Consider the following 21,304-nt stretch of genomic DNA (forward strand, 5'->3'; position numbering starts at 1 on the left):
CGGTCCGGGTTCGGACGGGGATGTGGTGGATACTCGCTCCTCGTTGCCCGGGCCCCGGGCACGTCGTCCGATCGCAGGGAGTTCTCAGCATGACCGGCGCGCAGGCGGACCCCACGGAGACCACGGCGTCCGGCGGTTCCGGGTCCGTCGCGGAGCAGTGCCGGGCCTGGCTCCTGGACGGTCTGAGCGAGCAGAGCGCCCGGCATCCGGGCCCGCACGCCACGCCGAACCCGGAGCACGAGGGTCACCGCTGGTGGCGGGTCATGTGTCTGACCGGCGTCGACTACTTCTCCACCCTCGGCTACCAGCCGGGCATCGCCGCCCTCGCGGCCGGGCTGCTGTCCCCGCTGGCGACGGTCGTCCTGATCGGGCTGACGCTGCTCGGGGCGCTGCCGGTCTATCGGCGGGTGGCGCACGAGTCGCCGCACGGCGAGGGGTCGATCGCCATGCTGGAGCGGCTGCTGCCGTGGTGGTCGGGGAAGATCTTCGTCCTGGTGCTGCTGGGTTTCGCGGCGACGGACTTCATGATCACGGTCACCCTGTCGGCGGCGGACGCGGCGGCGCACGTCGTGGAGAACCCGTTCGCGCCGGGCTGGATGCACGGCGGGAACACGTGGATCACGCTCGTCCTCGTCGGGGCCTTGGGCGCGGTCTTCCTCAAGGGGTTCCGGGAGGCCATCGGGATCGCCGTGGTGCTGGTGGGCGTGTACCTCACGCTCAATCTCGTGGTCCTCGCGGTGTCCGCGTGGGAGGTGCTGAGCCATCCGGTGAAGATCGGCGACTGGACGGACGCGATGACGGCCGCGCACTCCTCGCCGCTCGCGATGGTCGGCGTGGCGCTGCTGGTCTTCCCGAAGCTCGCGCTCGGCATGTCCGGCTTCGAGACGGGCGTGGCGGTGATGCCGCAGGTCAAGGGCGATGACACGGACACCTGGGCGAAGCCCACGGGCCGGATCCGCGAGACCCGCAGGCTGCTCACCACGGCCGCCCTGATCATGTCCGGCTTCCTGCTGCTGTCCAGCCTCGCGACGACGATCCTCATCCCGCAGAGCGCCTTCAAGACGGGCGGCCCGGCGAACGGCCGCGCGCTCGCCTACCTCGCGCACGAGCACCTGGGCCAGGTCTTCGGCACGGTCTACGACGTCTCGACGATCGCGATCCTGTGGTTCGCGGGCGCCTCCGCGCTCGCCGGGCTGCTGAACCTCGTACCGCGCTATCTGCCGCGCTACGGCATGGCGCCGGAGTGGACACGGGCGGTACGCCCCCTGGTGCTGGTCTTCATGGTGGCGGCGATCGTCATCACCCTGTGGTTTCACGCGAGCGTCGACGCGCAGAGCGGCGCGTACGCGACGGGTGTGCTGGTGCTGATGCTGTCGGCAGCCTTCGCCTCGACGGTCACCGTGCACAAGCGGGGCCACCGCAGGGCCACGCTCGGGTTCGGCGTGATCACCGCCGTGTTCGCGTACACGCTCGTCACGAACGTCATCGAACGGCCCGACGGCATCAAGATCGCGGGCATCTTCATCGTCCTCATCCTGGTGACGTCGTTCGGCTCGCGCATTCACCGCGCCTTCGAACTCCGCGCCGTGGAGGTCACGTTCGACGACACGGCGGCCCGGTTCATCGACGAGGCGGCGCGCAGCGGCCCGCTCCGGCTGATCGCGAACGAGCCGCAGGAGCACAGCAGGCGGGAGTACCGGGCCAAGGAGTACAGCCAGCGCGAGGAGACCCATATCCCGGACGGCGGCCCGGTGTTGTTCCTGGAGGTCCTCCTCCGCGACTCCTCGGACTTCTCGGCGGACATCTCCGTGCACGGCGAGGAGAAGTACGGCGTACGACGGCTCCGCGTCGAGGGCCCCACGGTCCCGAACGCGATCGCCGCCGTCCTCCTCTCCCTCCGCGACCGCACCGGCAAGGTCCCGCACGCCTACTTCACCTGGACCGAGGGCAACCCGGTCAGCCACCTGATCCGCTTCCTCGTCTTCGGCGACGGCGAGGTCGCCCCGGTCACCCGCGAGGTCCTGCGCCGCGCGGAACCGGACCCGGAGCGCCGGCCCCGCGTGCACGTCGGCTGAACGGGCCGGGCCGCCGCTTGGACCGGGGGTCCGACAGAACCCCGAGGGGCGCGGCCCTACTTCTTCCTGCCCCTCGGCACGGTCAGACCCGTCAACAGGGCTGTCCCCGGGGCGAGTTCCCGCCAGGTGCCGCCGTGCCACGCCAGCACCGCGATCGCCGACGTCGGGAACTTCACCCGGACCTCGTCGAGCGCGCCGTCGAGACCGTCACCGGCGAGTTCGAGGACGAGCTCCTCCAGACCGGGGTTGTGCCCGATCAGCAGCAACGTCTCGACCTCGGGCGGCATTTGATGGACGGCGTCGAGAAGCTCCGGTACTCCGGCCGCGTACAGCCCCGGCTCGTACCGCACCGGCGGCGGGGTTCCCCACTCGGCGGACGCCAACTCCCAGGTCTGGCGCGCCCGTACGGCCGTGGAGCACAGGGCGAGGTCCGGCAGGGAGTCGGTCTCGGCGAGCGCGATCCCGGCGGCCGGGGCGTCGCGGCGCCCGCGCGGGGCGAGGGGACGCAGGTGGTCGGGAACGCCCTCCGGCCAGGCGGACTTGGCGTGCCGCAGCACGACCAGACGGCGCAACGGGCGGGCTCCGGCGCGGGCGTTCACGCCAACGACCCGATGTCACGGGTGAGTTCGAGCCCGAGCAGCCGGTCCGCGTAGGCGTACGTCTCGAAGCGGGCGCCGTCCGACAGGTCGGGCCAGGTCTCCACCCGCCGCAACACCTCCAGGACTTCGGGCACGTCGAGGTCGTCCTCCCAGGCGGTGCGCAGCTCCCCACGCACCTCGTCGGGCACCGGCCGCGAGGGCCGCCGCGCCCAGTCGGCGACCGACCCGCGCCAGTGCGCCAGCGTCCGCCGCGCCTCCTCCAGGGCCTCCGTGTCGAGCCGTACCGGCAGGTCCCGGGCGTGCGAGAGCAGAGCGAGCCGCAGCGCGCCCGGGTCGGAGAGGTCGGGCGCGGCGGTCGTGGGCGATTCGACGGGGGCTACGGCTACCAGGACTCCCCCGGTCGCCTCGGCGCCGCCCTCCGTCGCGACGTGGAGGACCTGGGCCTCGCCGAGTCCGGAGCCGAGGTCTCCGCCGTCCTCGAAGGGCCGTATGCCCAAAGCCCTTGCCGCGGCGCGGAGTTCGGCCTGCTCGTGTTCACCGGTGAGGAGCGACCAGACGGGGGTGCCGCCGAGCTCCAGGGCGCGCACGAGGAGGTCGGACACGAGGAGCACTCGTAGTGACGTGGGGTCCAGGCCCGACGCGTGCGCCTCGACCCTGGTCAGGCCACGGCGGGCGGGGGCGGCTTCGACGGGCTCGCCGGTTCGGGCGTCGGTGATGCGCAGCACGGCCTGAGCGTAGGCGGGCGGAAGGCCGTACGCATGCATGTTCGCTCCACTCCGGCCGAGGTGGCGGGATTCACCCCGGTCTGTCCGGTACACCGAGGTGTGTGACCTCGTCGGCGTTCACCCGTTCGCCCATCCCGCCTTTCGCCGGGGCCGGTGGGGCGTGTGGGGTGGGAGGACCGACCAGTACCCCGGCCGAGACGATCCCGGAGAGTTCCGATGACCGACCGCCGCACGTTCCCCCACAGACCTCCATCGCCGATGCCCGTCCGGCGGCGACTGGTGCTCCTCCTGTTGACCGCCGTGCTCTTCCCGACGGGCGTCGCCGCCGCTGGGGAGTTCTCCGCAGGGGATCTGGGCGGCGGCGTGACCATCGTGCCGGGCCGGTCCGGGCTGGTGGAGATCAGCGGGTACGACGGTGCCGACCTGCCGGCCGGGTCCTCGCTGCGGCTGACCGCGCCCGCCGGGGCCCGGGTCACCGGTACGCCCCTGGCCGACACGGCACGGTTCCAGGGCTCGGTGACCGCCGACGGCGCGACCGGCACATACACCTACGTCCGTGACTCGGGGCCCGGTTCGTGGAAGGACGGCGGCTATCCGTTCGCGCTGGCCGTGGACGCGCGGGCGGTGCCGGGGACGCGGCTGCCCGGGTGCGCCGTCGTGCTGACCGACGCGGGTGGGGCCCGTCGCGCGTCCGGCAGCTGCACCGTGACCGTCGGCATGCCCGTGCCGACGCTGACCGAACCGGCGGGCGGCACCTTCGTGCCCGGCGCGGCGCGGCTCGCCGGGACCTCCTATCCCGGGGCGCGGGTGAGCGTCCTGGACGCCGCCGAGCGCAAGGTGTGCGCGGGCGTCGCACGCATCGACGGCACCTGGTCGTGCATCCCGGACACCCCACTGCCCGAGGGCGCCAACCGACTGCACGCCAGCGCAGCCTTCAACGGGGTCTCGGCGGTCGGCGAGGACGTCGACTTCACCGTGACCGCCAGGACCGCCTGAGGCGCACCGGTTCAGCGGACGGCGACAAGCTCCCGCAAGGTCTTCGCTACGACAGCCGGGTCCTCCTCCGCCATGAAGTGGCCGCAGGTCACGGTCTCGTGCCGGAGGTCCGGTGCCCAGGCGCTCCACAGCGCCGCCGCGTCGAAGCCGAGGGCGGCGCCCCAGTCCTGCTGGAGGACGGCGACCGGCATCCGCAGCCGGTTGCCGGCGTCGCGGTCGGCCCGGTCGTGGGTGACGTCGATGCCGGCGGAGGCGCGGTAGTCGGCCACGATCGAGGGGACCGCGGCGCGGCAGGCGTCCAGGTAGGCGGCGCGGACGTCGGCGGGGATCGCGGACGGGTCGTTGGTCCAGAGGTCGAGGAAGTGGCCGAAGAACGCGTCGGGCGCGGCGGCGATCAACTGCTCGGGCAGGCCCGGGGGTTGGGCCATGAGATAGAGGTGGAAGCCCACGGCGGCGGTGACGCCGTGCATCACGTCCCACATGTCCAGGGTCGGGAGTACGTCGAGGCAGGCGAGGTGGGTGATCGTGCCGGGATGGTCGAGCCCGGCACGGAAGGCGACCAGGGCGCCGCGGTCGTGTCCGGCGAGCGCGAAGTGGTCGTGGCCCAGGGCGTGGGCGAGGGCGACGACGTCCGCGGCCATGGTGCGCTTGGCGTAACCGGAGCCGTCGGTCTCGGCGGGCTTGTCGCTCGCGCCGTAGCCGCGCAGGTCGGGGCAGATCACGGTGTGGTCGGCCGCGAGGTCGGCGGCGACATGGCGCCACATGAGGTGGGTCTGCGGAAAGCCGTGCAGCAGCACGATCGGGCTGCCCGAGCCGGAGACGGCGGCGTTCAGGGTGACGCCGTCCGCGACGGGGACGCGGTGGTAGGTGAAGCCGGGGATGCTCGGTGGCACGGGGCGCCTTCCTTCGTAGCGATGTCGATGTCCCAGAGCCTGCCGCGAGCCAATGAGCAACGAATGAGCGCGCTACCGTGACCTGGGGCGATGCCCCGGAAAGGGTGGTCGGCGATGGAGGTCGCGTTCGGGGTGCTGGGACCGGTCACGGCCTGGGACGCTGCCGGGGACGCGATCGCCCTGAAGGGTCGGCGGCACCGGGCGGTACTGGCCCGACTGCTCGTCGCCCGGCGCCGGGTCGTACCGGTCGGGCGCCTGGTCGCGGATCTGTGGGCGGACCAGGCGGAGCCTCCCGCCGACGCGACGGGCGCGATCCGCACCTTCGTGGCCGCGCTGCGCCGTGCCCTGGAACCGGAACGCCCGCCGCGGACTCCGGCCCGCCTGCTGGTCACCGAGGGCCCGGGGTACGCGCTGCGCGCCGAGCCGGAGACCGTGGACGCCTGGCGCTTCGAGCGCGCGGTGACCGCCGCCGCGGCGCTGCCGCCCCCGCGCGCGCTCAACCACCTTCAGGAGGCGCTGAGTTGGTGGCGCGGCCCGGCCTACGCCGACTTCGCCGACGAGCCCTGGGCCCGCGCGGAACGCTCCCGCCTCACCGAACTCCGCCTGCACGCCGTCGAACGCCGGGCCGAGGCCCAACTCGCCCTGGGCCGGGCCGCGGAGGCGGTCCCCGACCTGGACGCCCACGTCGCCGAACACCCCTGGCGCGAGGACGCCTGGCGCCTCCTGACCCTGGCCCTCTACCGCACCGGCCGCCAGGGCGATGCCCTCGCGGTACTGCGCCGGGCCCGCACCCTCCTCGCGGAACAACTCGGCACGGACCCGGGCCCGGCCCTGCGCCGCCTGGAGGCGGACATCCTGGACCAGGCCCCGCACCTGGACCCCGGTCCCGGCGATCCGGCGGAGCAGGTGTGGGCGCAGGCAGCCGCCGCCTACGACCGGACCGTGGCGTCCGGTGCCCGTGCCCGACTGGAATCGACCGTGGGCCTCCTCCGCAATCTCGCGGTGACCGGGGGCGGCGGCCTGGAAGCCGCCCGTCGGCACCGCCTCGCGGCGATCAAGGCGGCGCAGGACCTGGGCGACCCGGAACTCACCGCCCGCGTGATCGGTGCCTACGACGTCCCCGCGATCTGGACCCGCGTCGACGACCCACACCAGGCGGCGGACACGGTGGCGGCGGCCGAGCGCACCCTGGCCGCGCTCCCGCCGGACGCCCATCTCGCGGCGCGGGCCCGCCTGTTGGCCACCATCGCGCTGGAGTCGCGGGGCACCCGCTCCGCTCGCGGACCCCAGGCCGCCCGCCAAGCCGAGGACATCGCCCGCCAGTTGAACGACCCCGGGCTGCTCGCCTTCGCGCTCAACGGCACGTTCATGCAGACCTTCCACCGCGCGGGCCTCGCCCCGCAACGGGACGCGATCGGCGCCGAGTTGGTCACCCTGTCCGCCCGGCACGGCATGGCCACCTACGAGGTGCTCGGGCATCTCATCCGGCTCCAGTCCCGCAGCGCCCTCGCGGACTTCACCGGAGCCGACGGCCACGCGGCAGCCGCGGAACAGCTGGCCGACCGTCATGAACTGCCGCTGGTCGGCGTGTTCACCCAGTGGTACCGGGCCCTACGACTCGCCGCGAGCGGCAGTCCCCATCCCGCCGAGGTGGCAACCGCCTACCAGGACGCGGCACTTCGGCTGGACGGAGCCGGTATGCCCGGGCTGGAACACGGGCTGCTGCCGCTGGCCCTGTTGTGCCTGCGCCTGCGGAACGGCCAACCCGCCCAGACCGACGAACACATCGACTGGGGACCCTACGAGCCGTGGGCCCGGCCTCTGGTGCTGCTGGCCCACGACCGCCCCAACGAAGCCCGAGCCGCGCTGAGTTCGCTCCCGGACCCGCCCCGCGACCTCCTCTTCGAAGCCCTGTGGTGCCTGGCCGCCCGTGCGGCAATCACCGTCGACGACCGGAAGACGATGGAGCGCGCCCACGCCGAACTGACGCCCGCCGCAGCCGAGTTGGCCGGGGCGGGCAGCGGTCTGCTCACCCTGGGGCCGGTCGCGCACCACCTCGACGACCTCGCCGCGGCGCTACGACTCCCTCGGTGAGCCCGCGCGTCAGCCGGTCACCTGTACCACCGCCGTCGCCCCCGCCCGCACCGTCGGCGTCGCGTACGTGTAGGTCACGCCGTTGACCACCTTGGTGCGCACGTGCTGCTGGACGCCGTTGACCTTGATGTTCTTGTGGACGCCGGGGAAGCGGGCCTCCCAACTGTAGGAGCCCTTGCGGGAGTTGTTCGTCAGGGTGGTCTTCGTCGCGCCGTCGTGGCGGACGGTGACCGTGCCGGTGCCGATGGGGACGTCCGCCGCCTGGAGCCACTTCATACCGGTCGGCAGCTGGGACTGGGTGGTCACCTTGTGGTTCGGGGCGTCCGGTGTGATGCCCATCAGGCCCTGGACGGTCTGGCTGACCAGGGTGAAGGACACCTCGGGGTAGTCGCCGTTCGGGCCCTGGCTGGAGTTGACGTGCTGGGTCTCGCGCTCGCCGTAGATCTTCTGCATCCACTGCCAGGCGGTGTCGGGGCGGTTGTTCTTGAAGAACATGTCGGGCAGGTAGGTCGTCGACTCGATGTTGGGCGAGCCGTCCGGGCCCAGCTCCTGCGCCTGGATGTAGTCGAGGTAGGCGTCGTTGCGCGGGCCGGGGTCGATGATCTGCTTCATCGGCATGAACACGCTGTTCTCCTTGCCCCAGCCGGTGACCGGAGTGCCGGAGGTGGTGTAGGCGCGGACCATGTCGGCGCCGCTGCCGGTGCCGCTCCAGTCGTCGTTGAAGTACGTCTTCAGGTCGGCGGCGCGCTTGTCGTACGTCCTGGCCAGCGCGGTGTCGCCCTTGCCGCGGGCGAGCACGGCCATCGCCAGGTACGCCTGGTACTCCGAGGCGATGCCGTCCCCGGCCTCGGCGAGACCGTCGCCGTCCTGTTCGTTGTAGCTGGCGGCGCCCTGGAAGATGCCCTGGCCCGTGCCCTCGGCGACCTTCACCTTGCCGTTGTCCTTGGCCGAGTTGTGCAGGTCGATGAACTGCTCGGTGGCGTGCCGGTAGAAGGCCCACAGCACCGGGTCGTCGACGTATCTGCGGTCACCGGTCCACAGGTACGCCTGCGCCGCCTTCTCCACGAGTTCGAACGTGGCCGGCACCTCGCGGACGAAGTTGTCCGGGCTCTTGTAGTCGATGCTCAGATAGGTCTTGGCGTCGAAGTTGAGGGACCACACCGGGAAGTACTTGTGCTCGGCGGTGGCCGACGCCGCGTACGAGCGGAGCATCGTCTCGTTCTCGGCGTCGAGACCGATGAGGTGGGCGCCCGCGAGCTGGTGGGTCATGTCGCGGGAGTAGTAGGCGCTGCGGTTGGCGTATCCGGCCCAGTAGGTGGGCTCGTACGTCGCGGTGCCGGTGCCGCCGGTCTGGTACTCGTCGACGTTCACGGGGCCTACGGTGCCCGGGAGTTGGACCCAGCTGTTGGCCTTCTTCTGGGCCCAGTCGAACATCGCGACGACCTCGGGGTCGGACGAGGTGACCTTCGGGTCGGCGGGCGCGGCGGGCGAGATCATCAGGTCGTCGGCGTTGACCCAGGAGCTGCCGGAGCCGAATGCGATCTGGAGCCGGTCGCCGGTCCTCAGCGCGACGTTGCTGATGGTGTAGCGGGCGTAGCCGGGGTGCTGCGGCAGGGTGATCGTCTCGACGGTCTCGCCGTTGCGCCGGATCGTGTACGTGCCGCCGGTGCCGGCGCTGCCGATCCACGCGGAGAAGTCGTAACTGCCGTTCCTTGGCGCGACGATGGTCAGCTCGGCGCTCTTGCCGGCTCCGCCGTCGAGGTAGAGGAAGCGTTCGCCGCCGTGCCTGTTGCCGGTGCCGACACCGGCGCCCGAGGTGAAGGTCCAGCCCGTGCCGCCGTTCTCGAACCCGGGGTCGGGGATCGCGAGTTGAGGGCGGGGCGCGGCGGACGCGGTGGCCGACAGAGCGGGAGCCATCGGGGCGAGCAGGGCAACAGCGGTGAGCAGCATGAGCCTTGAGGGCTTCATCGGGTCTCCCGGTCTTCGGTCACTGCGGGATGGGGCCGCGTGGTGGCCGGAAAGCTAGCAGGGGCCGAAGTGGCGATTCAATGGTCATGCGCAAGAAACATGGAAGACATGCAGTCTCGCTGCTATGTTGCGTGGGAGGCTGGACTGAAAGTTTTCATCCAGTTGTTGCAAGTCGGGGTGGAGGGAAGCGGATGAAGGTCGGTATCACCGAGGTCGCGGACCGGGCGCGGGTGAGCGAGGCCACGGTCAGCCGGGTCATCAACCGGCGGCAGGGCGTGTCCCGCAAGACCCGCGAGGCGGTCGAGCAGGCGATGGCCGACCTGGGCTACGAGCGGCAGACCCGGGGTCAACTGGTCGCGGTGGTCACCGAGTTGGTCTCCAACCCGTTCTTCGCCGATGTCGCCGAGCGCATCGAGTCCGTCCTCGCCCCGCACGGCCTGAAGACGGTGCTGTGCCCGTGCTTCCCGGGCGGGGTACAGGAGTTGGACTTCGTGACCTCGCTCGCCGACCGGGGCGTCGCCGCCGTCGTGTTCCTCTCCGCCAGCAACACCCTTGAGGGCGCGGACCCTTCGGCGTACGAACTGCTGCGGTCCCGCAGGATCCCGTTCGTCGGGATCAACGGCCGGTTCGAGGGCGTGAGCGAGGCGCCGGTGTTCTCCACGGACGATCTGCTCGCCGCCGAACTCGCCGTCGACCATCTGCACCGGCTCGGCCACCGCCGTATCGGCATGGCGTCGGGCCCGCTCGGCAACCGCCCGGCCGACCGGCGCGTCAGCGGCTTCGTCGCCTCGCTCGCCAAGCGCGGGGTGGAGGACGCGGAGCAGTGGGTGGTCCGGCAGTCGTACACCGTCGAGGGCGGCCAGTCCGCCGCGATCTCGCTCCTCGGGCGCGGCGCCACGGCGATCGTCGCGGCCAGCGACTACATGGCGCTGGGCGCGATCCGCGGGGCGCGCCGGCAGGGGTACGACGTGCCGGGTGACGTGTCGGTCGTCGGCTACGACGGCTCCATGATCATGGACTTCGTCGATCCGCCGCTCACCACGGTCCGCCAGCCCGCCGACCGGCTGGCCTCGGAGGCGGGCCGCAGCGTCCTCGCCCTGGTCGGCAACCGTGACGTCCCCGTCGGCGAGCTCCTCTTCGACCCCGAGCTGGTGATCCGCGCGAGCACGGGGGCGCCGAAGGCATTGACCTAGAGGTCGGATCTAAGGACACTCCAGTCGGAGTTCCGACCGGGAAATCGGCCACAACTCCGCATATTCATCGGGTGTTTCGCGGCTCACGGCCGTGCATCATGAATGCTCCGGAGGGTCTATGTCTCGGTCTCGGTTCGTGTTCGTCGGGGTGGCGCTCGCGCTGCTCGTGGGCGGCGGCGGTCCTGTCGCCGCGGCGCAGAGAGCGGCGCCGGTGGCGGTGGTCGACGTGGACGCGTACGGGGCCGACCCCACCGGCCGGACGGACTCCACGCCCGCCGTCGTCGCGGCGCTGCGGCACGCCAAGAGCGTCGATCACGGGCGGGCGGTGCGGATCGAGTTCTCGAAGGGGACCTACCAGCTCTACCCCGAGCGGGCCGAGACGCGTGAGCTGTATGTCTCCAACACCGTTGGCGCGGACCAGCGTTACCGGGACAAGAAGATCGGGCTGCTCATCGAGGACATGCACGACGTCACCGTCGACGGCGGTGGCGCGAAGCTCGTCTACCACGGCCTCCAGACGGCGTTCGCGTCGATCCGCTCGACGAACGTGACGTTCCAGAACTTCTCCTTCGACTACGCGGCCCCCGAGGTCATCGACGCGACCGTGGCCACCGCCGGTGTCACCGACGGGCACGCCTACCGCGTCCTGAAGATCCCGGCCGGCAGCCCGTACGAGGTCAACGGCACGCACATCACCTGGCTCGGCGAGAAGAGCCCGGCCACCGGGCAGCCGTACTGGTCGGGCACGGACGGCCTCCAGTACACGCAGATCCACGACCCCGCGGCACAGCGGACCTGGCGCGGCGACAACCCTCTCTTCAACGACGTCTCCTCGGTCACCGACCTCGGCGGCCGCCGGATCCGCATCGACTACAGCACCTCGTCCCAGCCGACGGACGCCGGGCTCGTCTACCAGATGCGCCTGATCGAGCGGACGGAACCAGGCGCCTTCATCTGGCAATCCAAGAACGTCACGATGCGCTCGATGAACGCCTACTACCTCCAATCCTTCGGTGTGGTGGGCCAGTTCAGCGAGAACATCTCCATCGACAAGGTGAACTTCGCGCCCGATCCGAGGTCCGGCCGGTCGACGGCCTCGTTCGCCGACTTCGTGCAGATGTCCGGCGTCAAGGGGAAGGTCTCGATCACCCGGAGCCTCTTCGACGGCCCGCACGACGACCCGATCAACATCCACGGCACGTACCTGGAGGCCGTCGGGCAGCCCGGCCCGAACACGCTCACCCTCGCCTACGAGCACCCGCAGACCGCCGGGTTCCCGCAGTTCGCGCCCGGTGACGAGGTCGAGTTCACGAGCAAGCGCACGATGGTCCCGCTGACGCCCGCGCACGCGAAGGTCACGGCGGTCGACGGGCCGAGCGGAATGGACCACGACAAGCCGCTGACCACCATGACCGTCACCTTCGACCGGCCGGTCCCCGCCGGGGTCGAGATCGGCGGCACGGTCGTCGAGAACATCACCGCCACGCCGTCGGTCGTCATCACCGGCAACACGTTCCGCAACGTGCCGACGCGCGGCATCCTGGTCACCACCCGCAAGCCGGTCCTGATCGCCGGCAACCGCTTCGACGCGATGTCGATGGCCAGCGTCTACGTCTCCGCGGACGCCTACCAGTGGTACGAGTCGGGCCCGGTCTCCGACCTCACGATCCGCGACAACACCTTCACGCGCCCCACCGGCCCGGTGATCTTCGTGGAGCCCACCAACCAGGTCGTCGACCCGGCGCACCCGGTCCACCACAACATCAAGGTCGAGCACAACTCCTTCGACATCGGCGATGTGACCGTGGTCGACGCCAAGAGTGTCGGCGGCTTCACCTTCACCGGAAACACGGTCCGCCGACTGGCGCCCGCGGACCAACCGCCGTACACCTCCCCGCTGTTCGTCTTCCACGGCAGCACGGGCATCAAGATCGCGCACAACCACTACGACCAGGGCCTCAACACGTCCGTGGTCTCGGACTGAGGAATCAGGGTGCTCCGCCCGCTGTTGTCGCAGGCAGCAGCGGGCGCGCACGATTCCAAGGAGACCGAGCATGTACGGCGACTCAGCCACGATCCGCAAGATCCTCACCGAGTCCGGCGACACCTGGGCCGTCGTGGGCCTGTCCTCGAACCGGTCCCGGGCGGCCTACGGCGTCGCGCAGGTGCTGCAGCGCTTCGGCAAGCGCGTCGTACCCGTCCATCCCAAGGCGGAGACGGTGCACGGCGAGCAGGGCTACGCCTCCCTCGCCGACATCCCCTTCGCGGTGGACGTCGTGGACGTGTTCGTCAACAGCGACCTCGCGGGCGCGGTCGCCGACGAGGCGGTCGGCATCGGCGCCAAGGCCGTCTGGTTCCAGCTCGGGGTGATCGACGAGGCCGCGTACGACCGGACCCGGGCAGCGGGCCTGGAGATGGTGATGGACCACTGCCCGGCGATCGAGATTCCCCGCCTGAGCTGACGGCTTCCCTGTCGGTGGTAGGGATTGCCAGTCGTATACGGGATCGCTAGTTGTAAGCGATCCCGAAATTCGGCGAGATGTACTTGTGGGTGTACGCGTACGACGTCTTGACCGGGCTCGTGTACTGGCACGTGCCGTGCAGCGGGCACATGTATTCCTTTTCCGTCACCTTGTTGGTGTGGTAGGTCTCGCGCCATTCCACCCGGCCGGACTTGTTCTTCTTGGGGGTGTACGTCTCGCCGCCGGTGACCGAGTAGGACTTCTGCGCCTGGTATCCGACAGCGGCGGACACCGCCTTGACGGAGACCGTCAGGGTGCCGCTCACCGTGGTGGAGGTGGTCTTCGCCAGCGAGCAGGTCACCGAGTGCGGTGTGGCGTCCTTGCTGAAGGTCACACAGGTCTTCCACTTGCCGTACGTGGTGTACGCCTTGCCGACGTGGGTGACCTTCCACTTCGGGAAATACGGGTTGTCCATGGTGGCCGCCTGGCTGCTCGCCTCGGTGACCGCTCCGAGCGACGAGGCGACGGCGAGAATCATGGCCGCACGGCCGAGTTTGTTCAGCATTTCCTTTTCCCCGTTCACGTGGTTCCTCGAACTCGACAGACGCTAACGCCCCACTTCTCCAACGAAGATCAAGGACCACCAAAGAACGCGTAAACCATGGCCGGACCCAGAACAAAGGAGCCGGTTTCCGGGAAATGCCCTAACTCAAATGAACCTCAAATCATCACCCAATGGCCACATGACGCCTGACATACTGCGGGCGTGACCTCTCCCCCCTCCCCCGATCCCAACTCCCCGCTGCCGGAACGCCGTTCGGTCGTCGTCGTGGGCGCCGGACCCGCCGGACTCACCATCGGCAACATCCTGCGCGCCGCCGGGCTCGACTGTCTCGTGCTGGAGACGGAGTCCCGTGAGTTCATCGAGCGGCGGCCGCGTGCCGGGGTCATCGAGGAGTGGGCCGTCCGCGGACTGGAGCAACGGGGGCTCGCCGAGGGCCTGTTGGCGCGGGCGCAGCTGCACACCGAGTGCGAGTTCCGGTTCGGCGGGCAACGGCACCGGCTGGCCTACACGGAGCTGACGGGGCATCACCACTTCGTCTATCCGCAGCCGTTGCTGGTGACGGACCTGGTGCGGGAGTACGCCGACGTGCGGGGCGGTGAGATCCGGTTCAGCGTCCAGGACGTCCAGCTGCACGACCTCGACTCCGACCGTCCGGCGGTGTCGTACACCGACCCTGAGACCGGTCAACGGCGGCTCGTGCAGGGTGACTTCGTGGCGGGCTGCGACGGTGCGCGCGGGGTGACCCGGGCCGCGCTGCCGCCGGAGCGGACGCGGATCGCGCGGCACGACTACGGCATCGGCTGGCTCGCGCTGCTCGCGGAGGCGCCGCCGTCCTCGGACTGCGTGGTGTTCGGTGTCCATCCGCGCGGGTTCGCCGGGCACATGGCACGCAGCCCCGAGGTCACCCGCTACTACCTGGAGTGCCCGCCCGGCGACGACCCCGAGAACTGGCCGCACGAACGCGTCTGGGCCGAGCTCCAGCACCGGCTCGCCGCGACCGGCGCCCCGCCGCTGACCGAGGGGCGGCTGATCGAGAAGCGCGTGCTCGACATGCACAACCACGTTGTCGAACCGATGGTGTTCGGCCGTCTCTACCTCGCCGGCGACGCGGCCCACCTCACCGCGCCCATCGCCGCGAAGGGCATGAACCTCGCCCTGCACGACGCGTTCCTGCTCGGCGACGCGTTCGTCGCGTATCTCACGAAGGGCGACTCGGCGGGCCTGGGCGGCTATTCGGAGGCCTGTCTGAGCCGCGTGTGGGACTACCAGGAGTTCTCCCAGTGGCTCTCCGAGGTGTACCACGGCACCTCGTCCGGCGACCCTTACCACGCGGGCACCACCCTCGCCCGGCTCCGCCGCGTCTTCCAATCCCCCGCCGCTGCCCTCGCGTTCGCGGAGAGCTACCTGGGCAAGGACCCCAACTCCCGAGCCACGACGGCCACTTGAGGTCGTCCGTCAGTCGTGCGGCGGGCGGTCGGTGAGGCGGTGGTCCGCCACGTTCAACGCCTCGTCGACCAGCCGCCGCAGATGACCGTCGCTCAACGCGTAGATCACCCGGCGGCCCTCCTTGCGCGTGGTCACCAGTCCCGCGAGACGCAGTCGCGCCAGGTGCTGGCTGACCGCCGGGCGGGCCGCGTCGCAGGCCTCCGTGAGCGTGGTGACGTCGGCCTCGCCCGCCGTCAGCGCGTGCAGGAGGGCCAGGCGGGTGCGGTCGCCGAGGAGGGCGAGGAGTTCGGCGGCCAGCGCGAACTGTTCCTCGCCCGGGGTGCGCGGATGCGCATCGTGCGCAGTTGATAGGTGCATGCGTGCGCTCATACGCACATAATGGCCCTGCGGGCGCCACACGTCCACCCGCGCACCGGAAGGGGACCCACGTGAGCGACCAGCACCACCACGAACACGAGCACGCCCACCCGCACGACGACCACGGCCACGGCCACCCGCATCCCCACGACCACTCCCCCACGGGCCTCCGGCACCGCCTCGGCCACCTCCTCACCCCGCACTCCCACGAGACCGCCGACAAGCTCGACTCCGCCCTGGAGTCCTCGGCCCGCGGCATGCGCGCGCTCTGGGTCTCGCTCGCGGTGCTCGGGGTGACGGCGCTCGTGCAGGCGGTCGTGGTGGTCGTGTCCGGGTCGGTCGCGCTGCTCGGCGACACCGTGCACAACGCGGCGGACGCGCTGACCGCCGTACCGCTCGGCATCGCGTTCGTGCTCGGCCGCCGGGCCGCCACGCGCCGATTCACCTACGGCTACGGGCGCGCCGAGGATCTCGCCGGGATCGCGATCGTGCTGACGATCGCCGCGTCCGCCGCCTTCGCGGCCTGGGCGGCGGTGGACCGCCTGCTCGACCCGCGTCCCGTGACGCACGTCCCGGTGGTCGCCGTCGCGGCGCTCGCCGGGTTCGTGGGCAACGAGTGGGTGGCCAGGTACCGCATCCGTGTCGGCCGGGAGATCGGGTCGGCCGCACTGGTCGCCGACGGGCTCCACGCCCGCACCGACGGGTTCACCTCGCTGGCCGTGCTGATCGGCGCCGGAGGTTCGGCGCTCGGGTGGCAACTGGCCGATCCCGTCGTGGGGTTGGCGATCACGGCCGCCATCGCGCTGGTCCTGCGGGACGCGGCGCGCGAGGTGTTCCGGCGCGTGATGGACGCCGTGGACCCGGACCTGGTGGACCGGGCCGAGCACGCCGTACGGGAGGTCGAAGGGGTGCGCGGGGTGGGCGAGTTGAGACTGCGCTGGATCGGGCACCGGCTGCGCGCGGAGGTGGCGGTGGTCGTGGACGGGGAGGCGACGGTACGGCAGGCCCACGCCGTCGCCGTAGCGGCGGAGCACGCCTTGCTGCACGCGGTGCCGCGGCTCACGGCGGCGCTCGTGCACGCGGATCCGGCACCGGTGCCCGGGGAGGCGGACCCGCATGGGGAGTTGGCCCACCACCACGCCATGGTGTGAGGCCGGTTCTCTACGGTTCGGGGCTCAGGCGACGCCCAGTCCCTCCAGCACCACCGCGCCCGGGAGTTCCGCGAACGCCTTGCCCGGGACGAGGAGTTTGCCGCGGCGGCGTCCGCTGCCGACCAGGACGTAGGGCAGGTCGACGACGGCCGAGTCGACCAACACCGGCCAGTCGGCGGGGAGTCCGACGGGGGTGATGCCGCCGTACTCCATGCCGCTCTCGCCGGTCGCGGTGTCCATCGACGCGAACGAGGCCTTGCGGGCGCCGAGTTGGCGGCGGACGACGCCGTTCACGTCGACGCGGGTGGTGGACAGGACCACGCACGCGGCCAGCATGGTCTCGCCGCCGCGCTTGCCGGCGACGACCACGCAGTTCGCGGACCGCTCCAGCAGCTCGCGGCCGTAGTGCTCGACGAAGGTGGCGGTGTCGGCCCACTCGGGGTCGGTGTCGACGTAGACGAACTGCTCGGCGGGGACGCCGCCGCGCCAGGCGCGCACGGCGTCGGCGACCGGGCGGGTCAGTTCGTCGAGGCAGTCGGGGGCCGGGGTGGCGTGGTCGAAGTGTCCGATGGGTGCGCGCATGACGGCACGCTAACAGCCGTACGGCGGCGGCTCACGGGGTGTCCCGAACGGTCATGCGAGGGCTGCTCATTGGGCGTCCCGGTGCACGGGCGGGACCGACACCGCCATCACCATCTCCATCGGTACGTCGCCCTGATTGCCGTACGTGTGCGGGGTGTTGGCCTCGAAGGTGACGCTCGCGCCGGCCGGGACGCGGTGCTCCTCGCCGTCCACGGTGAGGGTCAGCTCGCCCGTGGTGACATGGACGAGTTCGACCGTGCCGGTGGGGTGCGGCTCGGAGGGGCTGGAGTCCCCCGGCATCAGGCGCCAGTCCCACATCTCCAGCGGGCCGGGGGCCTCGGTGCCGGCGAGGAGGCGGTTGTAGCTGCCGGCGTCGGTGTGCCAGAGCCGTACGGCGCGGTCGGCGGGGACGATGCGGACCTTCGGGCCCTGTTCGTAGTCGAGCAGGGTGGTGATGCTGACGCCGAGGGCGTCGCCGATCTTGACGACCGTGCCGATGCTGGGGTTGGTGCGGGCCTGCTCGATCTGGATGAGCATGCCCCGGCTGACGGCGGCCCGGGCGGCGAGCACGTCCAGGGTGAAGCCGCGCACCGAGCGCCAGTGCTTGACGTTGCGAGCCAGGGACTGGTTCAGCAGGTCGAGGTCCGACACGTTCCGCCCATACGTTGAGTTCAATATTGTGGATGACAGGGTGCAATGGATCGAACTACGGTGTGCTGCACCCGATCGTTCACCGAACTGTACTGCGAGGCACCCCGTGACAGCATTCTTCGCCCTGGCCACCAGCCTGCTGTGGGGGTTGGCCGACTTCGGCGGAGGCCTGCTGACCCGGCGGACCCCGGCGCTGACGGTGGTCGTGGTCTCACAGGGGATCGCGGCGGCCGTGCTCGGCGTGGTCGTGGTGGCGACCGGGGGCTGGAGCGAGGCCGGGCCGCGGCTGTGGTTCGCGCTGGCGGCGGGGGTGGTGGGTCCGGTCGCGCTGTTCAGTTTCTACAAGGCGCTGGCGCTGGGCCCGATGGGCGTCGTCTCGCCGCTCGCGACGCTGAGCGTGGCCGTACCGGTCGGGGTGGGGCTCTTTCTCGGCGAGCGGCCCGGTCTGATGCAGGCGGCGGGGATCGCGGTCGCCGTCACCGGGGTCGTCCTCGCGGGCGGTCCGCAGCTGCGCGGTGCGCCCGTACAGCGCCAGACGATCCTGCTGACGCTGATCGCCGCGCTCGGCTTCGGCACGGTGTTCGCGCTGATCGCGGAGGCGTCGACGACCGTGACCGGGCTCTTCCTCGCGCTGTTCGCGCAGCGCGTGACGAACGTGGCCACGGGTGGGGCCGCGCTCTACGTCTCCGTGCGGCGGGGCGGGGTCGCGCTCCCGGCGGGCGGGTTCCCGTGGGGCTCGCTGCCGGCGCTGGCCTTCGTGGGACTTGCTGATGTGGCAGCCAACGGGACGTACTCGATCGCCGCGCAGCATGGGCCGGTGACGGTGGCGGCGGTGCTCGCGTCGCTCTATCCGGTGGTGACCGCGCTGGCCGCGCGCGGGTTCCTGAGCGAGCGGTTGCGGGGGATTCAGGCGGCGGGGGCGGGGTTGGCGTTGGTGGGGACGTTGTTGCTGGCTACGGGGTGAGGCGGTGGGGGCCGGGCGGCGTCGGATGCCGGGGGCGGCGGGCGCCCAGGGGGCGAGTGCCGGCGGGCGACGGGGACCCGGGGGTGCGAGTGCCGGGTGGGTCGAGGGCCGGGGGGCTCGACATGAGCGCCGGGTCAAGCCTTGGCATAACTGCCGGATCAGGCCTCCGCCCACGTGCCGGTCAGACCCTCGGCATCACTGCCGGATCAGACCTCCGCGCAAATGCCGGTAAGGCCTCCGCCCACGTGCCGGTCAGGCTTCCGCGTCCAGTTCCGCGAGGTGGGCGATCACGTTCTCGTCGAGTTCGGCCAGCCGTGCCGCGCTCGCCTCGTCCAGGCCCGCGAGCGCGCGGAGTTGGTCCGGGGTCACATCCGCCGGGATCGGCACCGGTGCGGGGGTCCGGAGCGGCGGCTGCCAGCCCTCCGTCGGCGTCCAGCGGCGTACGACCCGTGCGGGCGCCCCCGCCACCACGGCGTGGTCGGGCACCGCGCCCCGGACCACCGCACCGGCCGCCACCACCACGTTCCGGCCGATCCGCGCGCCCGGCAGGATCACCGCGCCGGTGCCGACCCAGCAGCCGGGGCCGATCTCGACGGGTTCCATGCGCGGCCACTGCTTGCCGATGGGCTCGTGCGGGTCGTCGTAGGAATGGTTCGTGGACGTGACGTAGACGTACGGCCCGAAGTAGCAGTCGCTGCCGATGGTGACCGTCGTGTCGGCGATGACGTGGCTGCCGCGGCCGAGGACCACGCCGTCGCCCAGGCGCAGGATCGGGTCGGGGCCGAGGTCGAGGTCCGGCATCAGGCCTGCCGTGAGCGTGACCTGTTCGCCGACGATGCAGTGCGAACCGAGGTGGATCCAGGGTTCGCCGAAGACCGTGCCCAGTGGGAAGGCGAGCCGGGTGGCTTCGCCGATCTCGCCGAACCGGAAGCGGCCGGGGTTCTCGGCCGTCACGGAGCCGATGCGCTGCACCCAGGCCCAGCCCGCGTGGACGGCGCGCTGCGCGAGGCGGCTCCGCCATTTTGAGAACGTGTTCTTGCGGTTGGGCACCCGGCCACGGTACTCAGCGTGAGCCGTACCCATGAGGTCCGGCCGCTGTGATCTTCGCCCTACCGATGTCGTACCGTGCGGGTGTCTCCGACGGTTGGGAGGGTCTTATGACGCACAGGGCGTTGATCGTGGGTATTGGTGGCCGGGAGCCGAAGGTCGATGGGTCGGCCTTTGTGGCTCCTACGGCGTCCGTGATCGGGGATGTGACGCTGGCCGCAGGGGCGAGTGTCTGGTACGGGGCGGTGTTGCGCGGTGACGTCGAGCGGATCTCGGTGGGGGCGAGCAGCAACATCCAGGACAACTGCACGCTGCATGCCGATCCGGGGTTTCCGGTGAGTGTGGGTGAGCGGGTTTCTGTTGGGCACAACGCCGTTGTGCATGGGGCGACCGTTGAGGACGACTGTCTGATCGGGATGGGGGCTACGGTGCTCAACGGGGCGGTGATCGGGGCGGGTTCGCTTGTTGCGGCTCAGGCGTTGGTGCCACAGGGGATGGTGGTGCCGCCGGGTTCACTGGTCGCCGGGGTGCCTGCGAAGGTGCGGCGGGAGCTGAGCGGTGAGGAGCGGGAGGGGTTGACCCTTAACGGGACCATGTATGCGGAGTTGGCCAAGGCGCATCAAGGGGTGCATGAGTAGGTCGTCTGGCGGGTGCGGGTCGTGTGTGGCTGGTCGCGCCGTTCCCCGCGCCCCTTTGGGGCGCCTTACTCGCCGGCGTTTACTGGCTCGGCCGCGTTCTTCTCTGCCGTCATCTTTTGCGCCTTGCGGCGCACCATCAGCATGGAGGCGAGGCCTACCAGTACCGCTGCCGCCAGGCCGAAGTAGGAGAAGCGCTTGAGCCAGTCCTCGGCGACGATTCCTACGTAGTAGACGACCGCCGTGGTGCCGCCGGCCCAGACGACTCCGCCGAGGAGGTTGGCGATCAGGAACTTCCAGTAGGGCATGCGGAGTACGCCCGCGAGGGGGCCGGCGAAGATGCGGAGGAGGGCGATGAAGCGGCCGAAGAAGACGGCCCACATGCCCCACTTCTCGAAGGAACGCTCGGCGGTGGCCACATGGCCTTCGCTGAAGTGTCTGGGGAACTTGTTCGCGAGCCAGGCGAGCAGCGGGCGTCCGCCCTTGCGGCCGATCGCGTAGCCGATGGAGTCGCCGATCACGGCACCGAGGCTGGCGCAGGCGCCCAGGACGATCGGGTTGATGCCCGAGTGCTGGGAGGAGAGCAGGGCGGCCGAGACCAGGACGATCTCGCCCGGCAGCGGGATGCCCAGGCTCTCCACCCCGATGACGAGTGCCACCAGGGCGTAGACGGCCACCGCCGGAACCGAGTCGAGCCATTCCTGGACGTGCAACGCCGGTCCTCCTGAATGCGCGGACTGTCTGTCTTGCCGGCGTGCGCCCCGAACGCGTCGGGCGCACCTGTGAAGCCTACCGCTCGGCTTTGGACGGCAACGTCCCTCGGGCTGGCGCTCGGAGAACTTCCAGGACAGCGGCTCCGCCGACCTCATCGAAACCGCTCCGTTACGTCCCGGGCGGACCG

20 protein-coding genes are annotated in these 21,304 nt (G+C 71.1%); 10 read left to right on the top strand and 10 right to left on the bottom strand.

Going from position 1 to position 21,304, the window contains the following annotated elements; translation table 11 throughout:
* The first annotated feature begins 89 nt into the window (after positions 1–89).
* Positions 90–2,075 (top strand): amino acid transporter, encoded by a 1,986-nt coding sequence (locus tag R2B38_RS03895; RefSeq protein WP_318014962.1) that lies wholly within the window; start codon positions 90–92, stop codon positions 2,073–2,075.
* A 56-nt stretch (positions 2,076–2,131) separates the two neighbouring features.
* On the opposite strand, the gene R2B38_RS03900 is transcribed toward R2B38_RS03895, so the two are convergent.
* Positions 2,132–2,674: a histidine phosphatase family protein gene (locus R2B38_RS03900; RefSeq protein WP_318014963.1), complete on the bottom strand. Its 543-nt coding sequence runs from the start codon at positions 2,672–2,674 to the stop codon at positions 2,132–2,134.
* The gene (locus R2B38_RS03905) at positions 2,671–3,438 is read right to left on the bottom strand and encodes a hypothetical protein (RefSeq protein WP_318014964.1); all 768 of its coding nucleotides are present in this window, start codon (positions 3,436–3,438) and stop codon (positions 2,671–2,673) included. The genes R2B38_RS03900 and R2B38_RS03905 overlap by 4 nt, the downstream gene beginning before the upstream one ends.
* Before the next feature lie 177 nt (positions 3,439–3,615).
* Here R2B38_RS03905 and R2B38_RS03910 point away from each other — a divergent pair, with 177 nt between their 5' ends.
* Positions 3,616–4,395 (top strand): carboxypeptidase regulatory-like domain-containing protein, encoded by a 780-nt coding sequence (locus tag R2B38_RS03910; RefSeq protein ID WP_318014965.1) that lies wholly within the window; start codon positions 3,616–3,618, stop codon positions 4,393–4,395.
* Positions 4,396–4,406: 11 nt separating this feature from the next.
* Here R2B38_RS03910 and R2B38_RS03915 read toward each other — a convergent pair whose 3' ends face one another.
* Positions 4,407–5,288, bottom strand: a complete 882-nt coding sequence (locus R2B38_RS03915; protein WP_318014966.1) for an alpha/beta hydrolase — start codon at positions 5,286–5,288, stop codon at positions 4,407–4,409.
* A 114-nt stretch (positions 5,289–5,402) separates the two neighbouring features.
* On the opposite strand from R2B38_RS03915, the gene R2B38_RS03920 reads away from it, so the two are divergent.
* Positions 5,403–7,382, top strand: coding sequence for a BTAD domain-containing putative transcriptional regulator (locus R2B38_RS03920; protein ID WP_318021581.1), 1,980 nt, complete (start codon positions 5,403–5,405; stop codon positions 7,380–7,382).
* Positions 7,383–7,391: 9 nt separating this feature from the next.
* Here the strand turns inward: R2B38_RS03920 and R2B38_RS03925 are convergent, their stop codons facing one another.
* The gene (locus R2B38_RS03925; RefSeq protein ID WP_318014967.1) at positions 7,392–9,350 is read right to left on the bottom strand and encodes a hypothetical protein; all 1,959 of its coding nucleotides are present in this window, start codon (positions 9,348–9,350) and stop codon (positions 7,392–7,394) included.
* Positions 9,351–9,541: 191 nt separating this feature from the next.
* Between R2B38_RS03925 and R2B38_RS03930 the strand changes: the two genes are divergently transcribed.
* The 3 genes from R2B38_RS03930 to R2B38_RS03940 all read left to right on the top strand — a co-directional run bounded on the left by R2B38_RS03930 (position 9,542) and on the right by R2B38_RS03940 (position 13,005).
* Complete coding sequence (locus tag R2B38_RS03930) at positions 9,542–10,543, top strand: LacI family DNA-binding transcriptional regulator (protein WP_318014968.1); 1,002 nt, start codon at positions 9,542–9,544, stop codon at positions 10,541–10,543.
* 118 nt (positions 10,544–10,661) lie between these two features.
* The gene (locus R2B38_RS03935) at positions 10,662–12,527 is read left to right on the top strand and encodes a right-handed parallel beta-helix repeat-containing protein (protein ID WP_318014969.1); all 1,866 of its coding nucleotides are present in this window, start codon (positions 10,662–10,664) and stop codon (positions 12,525–12,527) included.
* A gap of 70 nt (positions 12,528–12,597) precedes the next feature.
* On the top strand, positions 12,598–13,005 hold the full coding sequence (locus tag R2B38_RS03940) for a CoA-binding protein (RefSeq protein ID WP_318014970.1): 408 nt from the start codon (positions 12,598–12,600) through the stop codon (positions 13,003–13,005).
* A 46-nt stretch (positions 13,006–13,051) separates the two neighbouring features.
* Here the strand turns inward: R2B38_RS03940 and R2B38_RS03945 are convergent, their stop codons facing one another.
* Positions 13,052–13,570, bottom strand: a complete 519-nt coding sequence (locus R2B38_RS03945) for a hypothetical protein (protein WP_318014971.1) — start codon at positions 13,568–13,570, stop codon at positions 13,052–13,054.
* 201 nt (positions 13,571–13,771) lie between these two features.
* Between R2B38_RS03945 and R2B38_RS03950 the strand changes: the two genes are divergently transcribed.
* Positions 13,772–15,016, top strand: a complete 1,245-nt coding sequence (locus R2B38_RS03950) for a 4-hydroxybenzoate 3-monooxygenase (RefSeq protein WP_411978423.1) — start codon at positions 13,772–13,774, stop codon at positions 15,014–15,016.
* A gap of 9 nt (positions 15,017–15,025) precedes the next feature.
* On the opposite strand, the gene R2B38_RS03955 is transcribed toward R2B38_RS03950, so the two are convergent.
* Complete coding sequence (locus R2B38_RS03955; protein WP_318014972.1) at positions 15,026–15,385, bottom strand: metalloregulator ArsR/SmtB family transcription factor; 360 nt, start codon at positions 15,383–15,385, stop codon at positions 15,026–15,028.
* Between the two features lie 59 nt (positions 15,386–15,444).
* On the opposite strand from R2B38_RS03955, the gene R2B38_RS03960 reads away from it, so the two are divergent.
* Positions 15,445–16,524 carry a cation diffusion facilitator family transporter gene (locus R2B38_RS03960; RefSeq protein WP_318014973.1) on the top strand — a complete coding sequence of 360 codons (1,080 nt, stop codon included), beginning with the start codon at positions 15,445–15,447 and terminating at the stop codon, positions 16,522–16,524.
* Positions 16,525–16,548: 24 nt separating this feature from the next.
* Here the strand turns inward: R2B38_RS03960 and R2B38_RS03965 are convergent, their stop codons facing one another.
* Entirely contained in the window at positions 16,549–17,106 is a 558-nt protein-coding gene (locus tag R2B38_RS03965; RefSeq protein ID WP_318014974.1) for a YbaK/EbsC family protein, read from the bottom strand.
* Positions 17,107–17,172: 66 nt separating this feature from the next.
* On the bottom strand, positions 17,173–17,757 hold the full coding sequence (locus R2B38_RS03970; RefSeq protein ID WP_318014975.1) for an XRE family transcriptional regulator: 585 nt from the start codon (positions 17,755–17,757) through the stop codon (positions 17,173–17,175).
* 106 nt (positions 17,758–17,863) lie between these two features.
* On the opposite strand from R2B38_RS03970, the gene R2B38_RS03975 reads away from it, so the two are divergent.
* The gene (locus R2B38_RS03975; RefSeq protein ID WP_318014976.1) at positions 17,864–18,721 is read left to right on the top strand and encodes a DMT family transporter; all 858 of its coding nucleotides are present in this window, start codon (positions 17,864–17,866) and stop codon (positions 18,719–18,721) included.
* Between the two features lie 252 nt (positions 18,722–18,973).
* On the opposite strand, the gene R2B38_RS03980 is transcribed toward R2B38_RS03975, so the two are convergent.
* The gene (locus tag R2B38_RS03980) at positions 18,974–19,804 is read right to left on the bottom strand and encodes an acyltransferase (RefSeq protein ID WP_318014977.1); all 831 of its coding nucleotides are present in this window, start codon (positions 19,802–19,804) and stop codon (positions 18,974–18,976) included.
* A 74-nt stretch (positions 19,805–19,878) separates the two neighbouring features.
* Here R2B38_RS03980 and R2B38_RS03985 point away from each other — a divergent pair, with 74 nt between their 5' ends.
* Positions 19,879–20,406, top strand: a complete 528-nt coding sequence (locus tag R2B38_RS03985) for a gamma carbonic anhydrase family protein (protein WP_318014978.1) — start codon at positions 19,879–19,881, stop codon at positions 20,404–20,406.
* A 65-nt stretch (positions 20,407–20,471) separates the two neighbouring features.
* Here R2B38_RS03985 and R2B38_RS03990 read toward each other — a convergent pair whose 3' ends face one another.
* The gene (locus R2B38_RS03990) at positions 20,472–21,116 is read right to left on the bottom strand and encodes a DedA family protein (RefSeq protein ID WP_318014979.1); all 645 of its coding nucleotides are present in this window, start codon (positions 21,114–21,116) and stop codon (positions 20,472–20,474) included.
* Between the last annotated feature and the right edge of the window lie 188 nt (positions 21,117–21,304).

Origin of the sequence: Streptomyces sp. N50 (assembly GCF_033335955.1) — a bacterium.
Classification (GTDB): domain Bacteria; phylum Actinomycetota; class Actinomycetes; order Streptomycetales; family Streptomycetaceae; genus Streptomyces.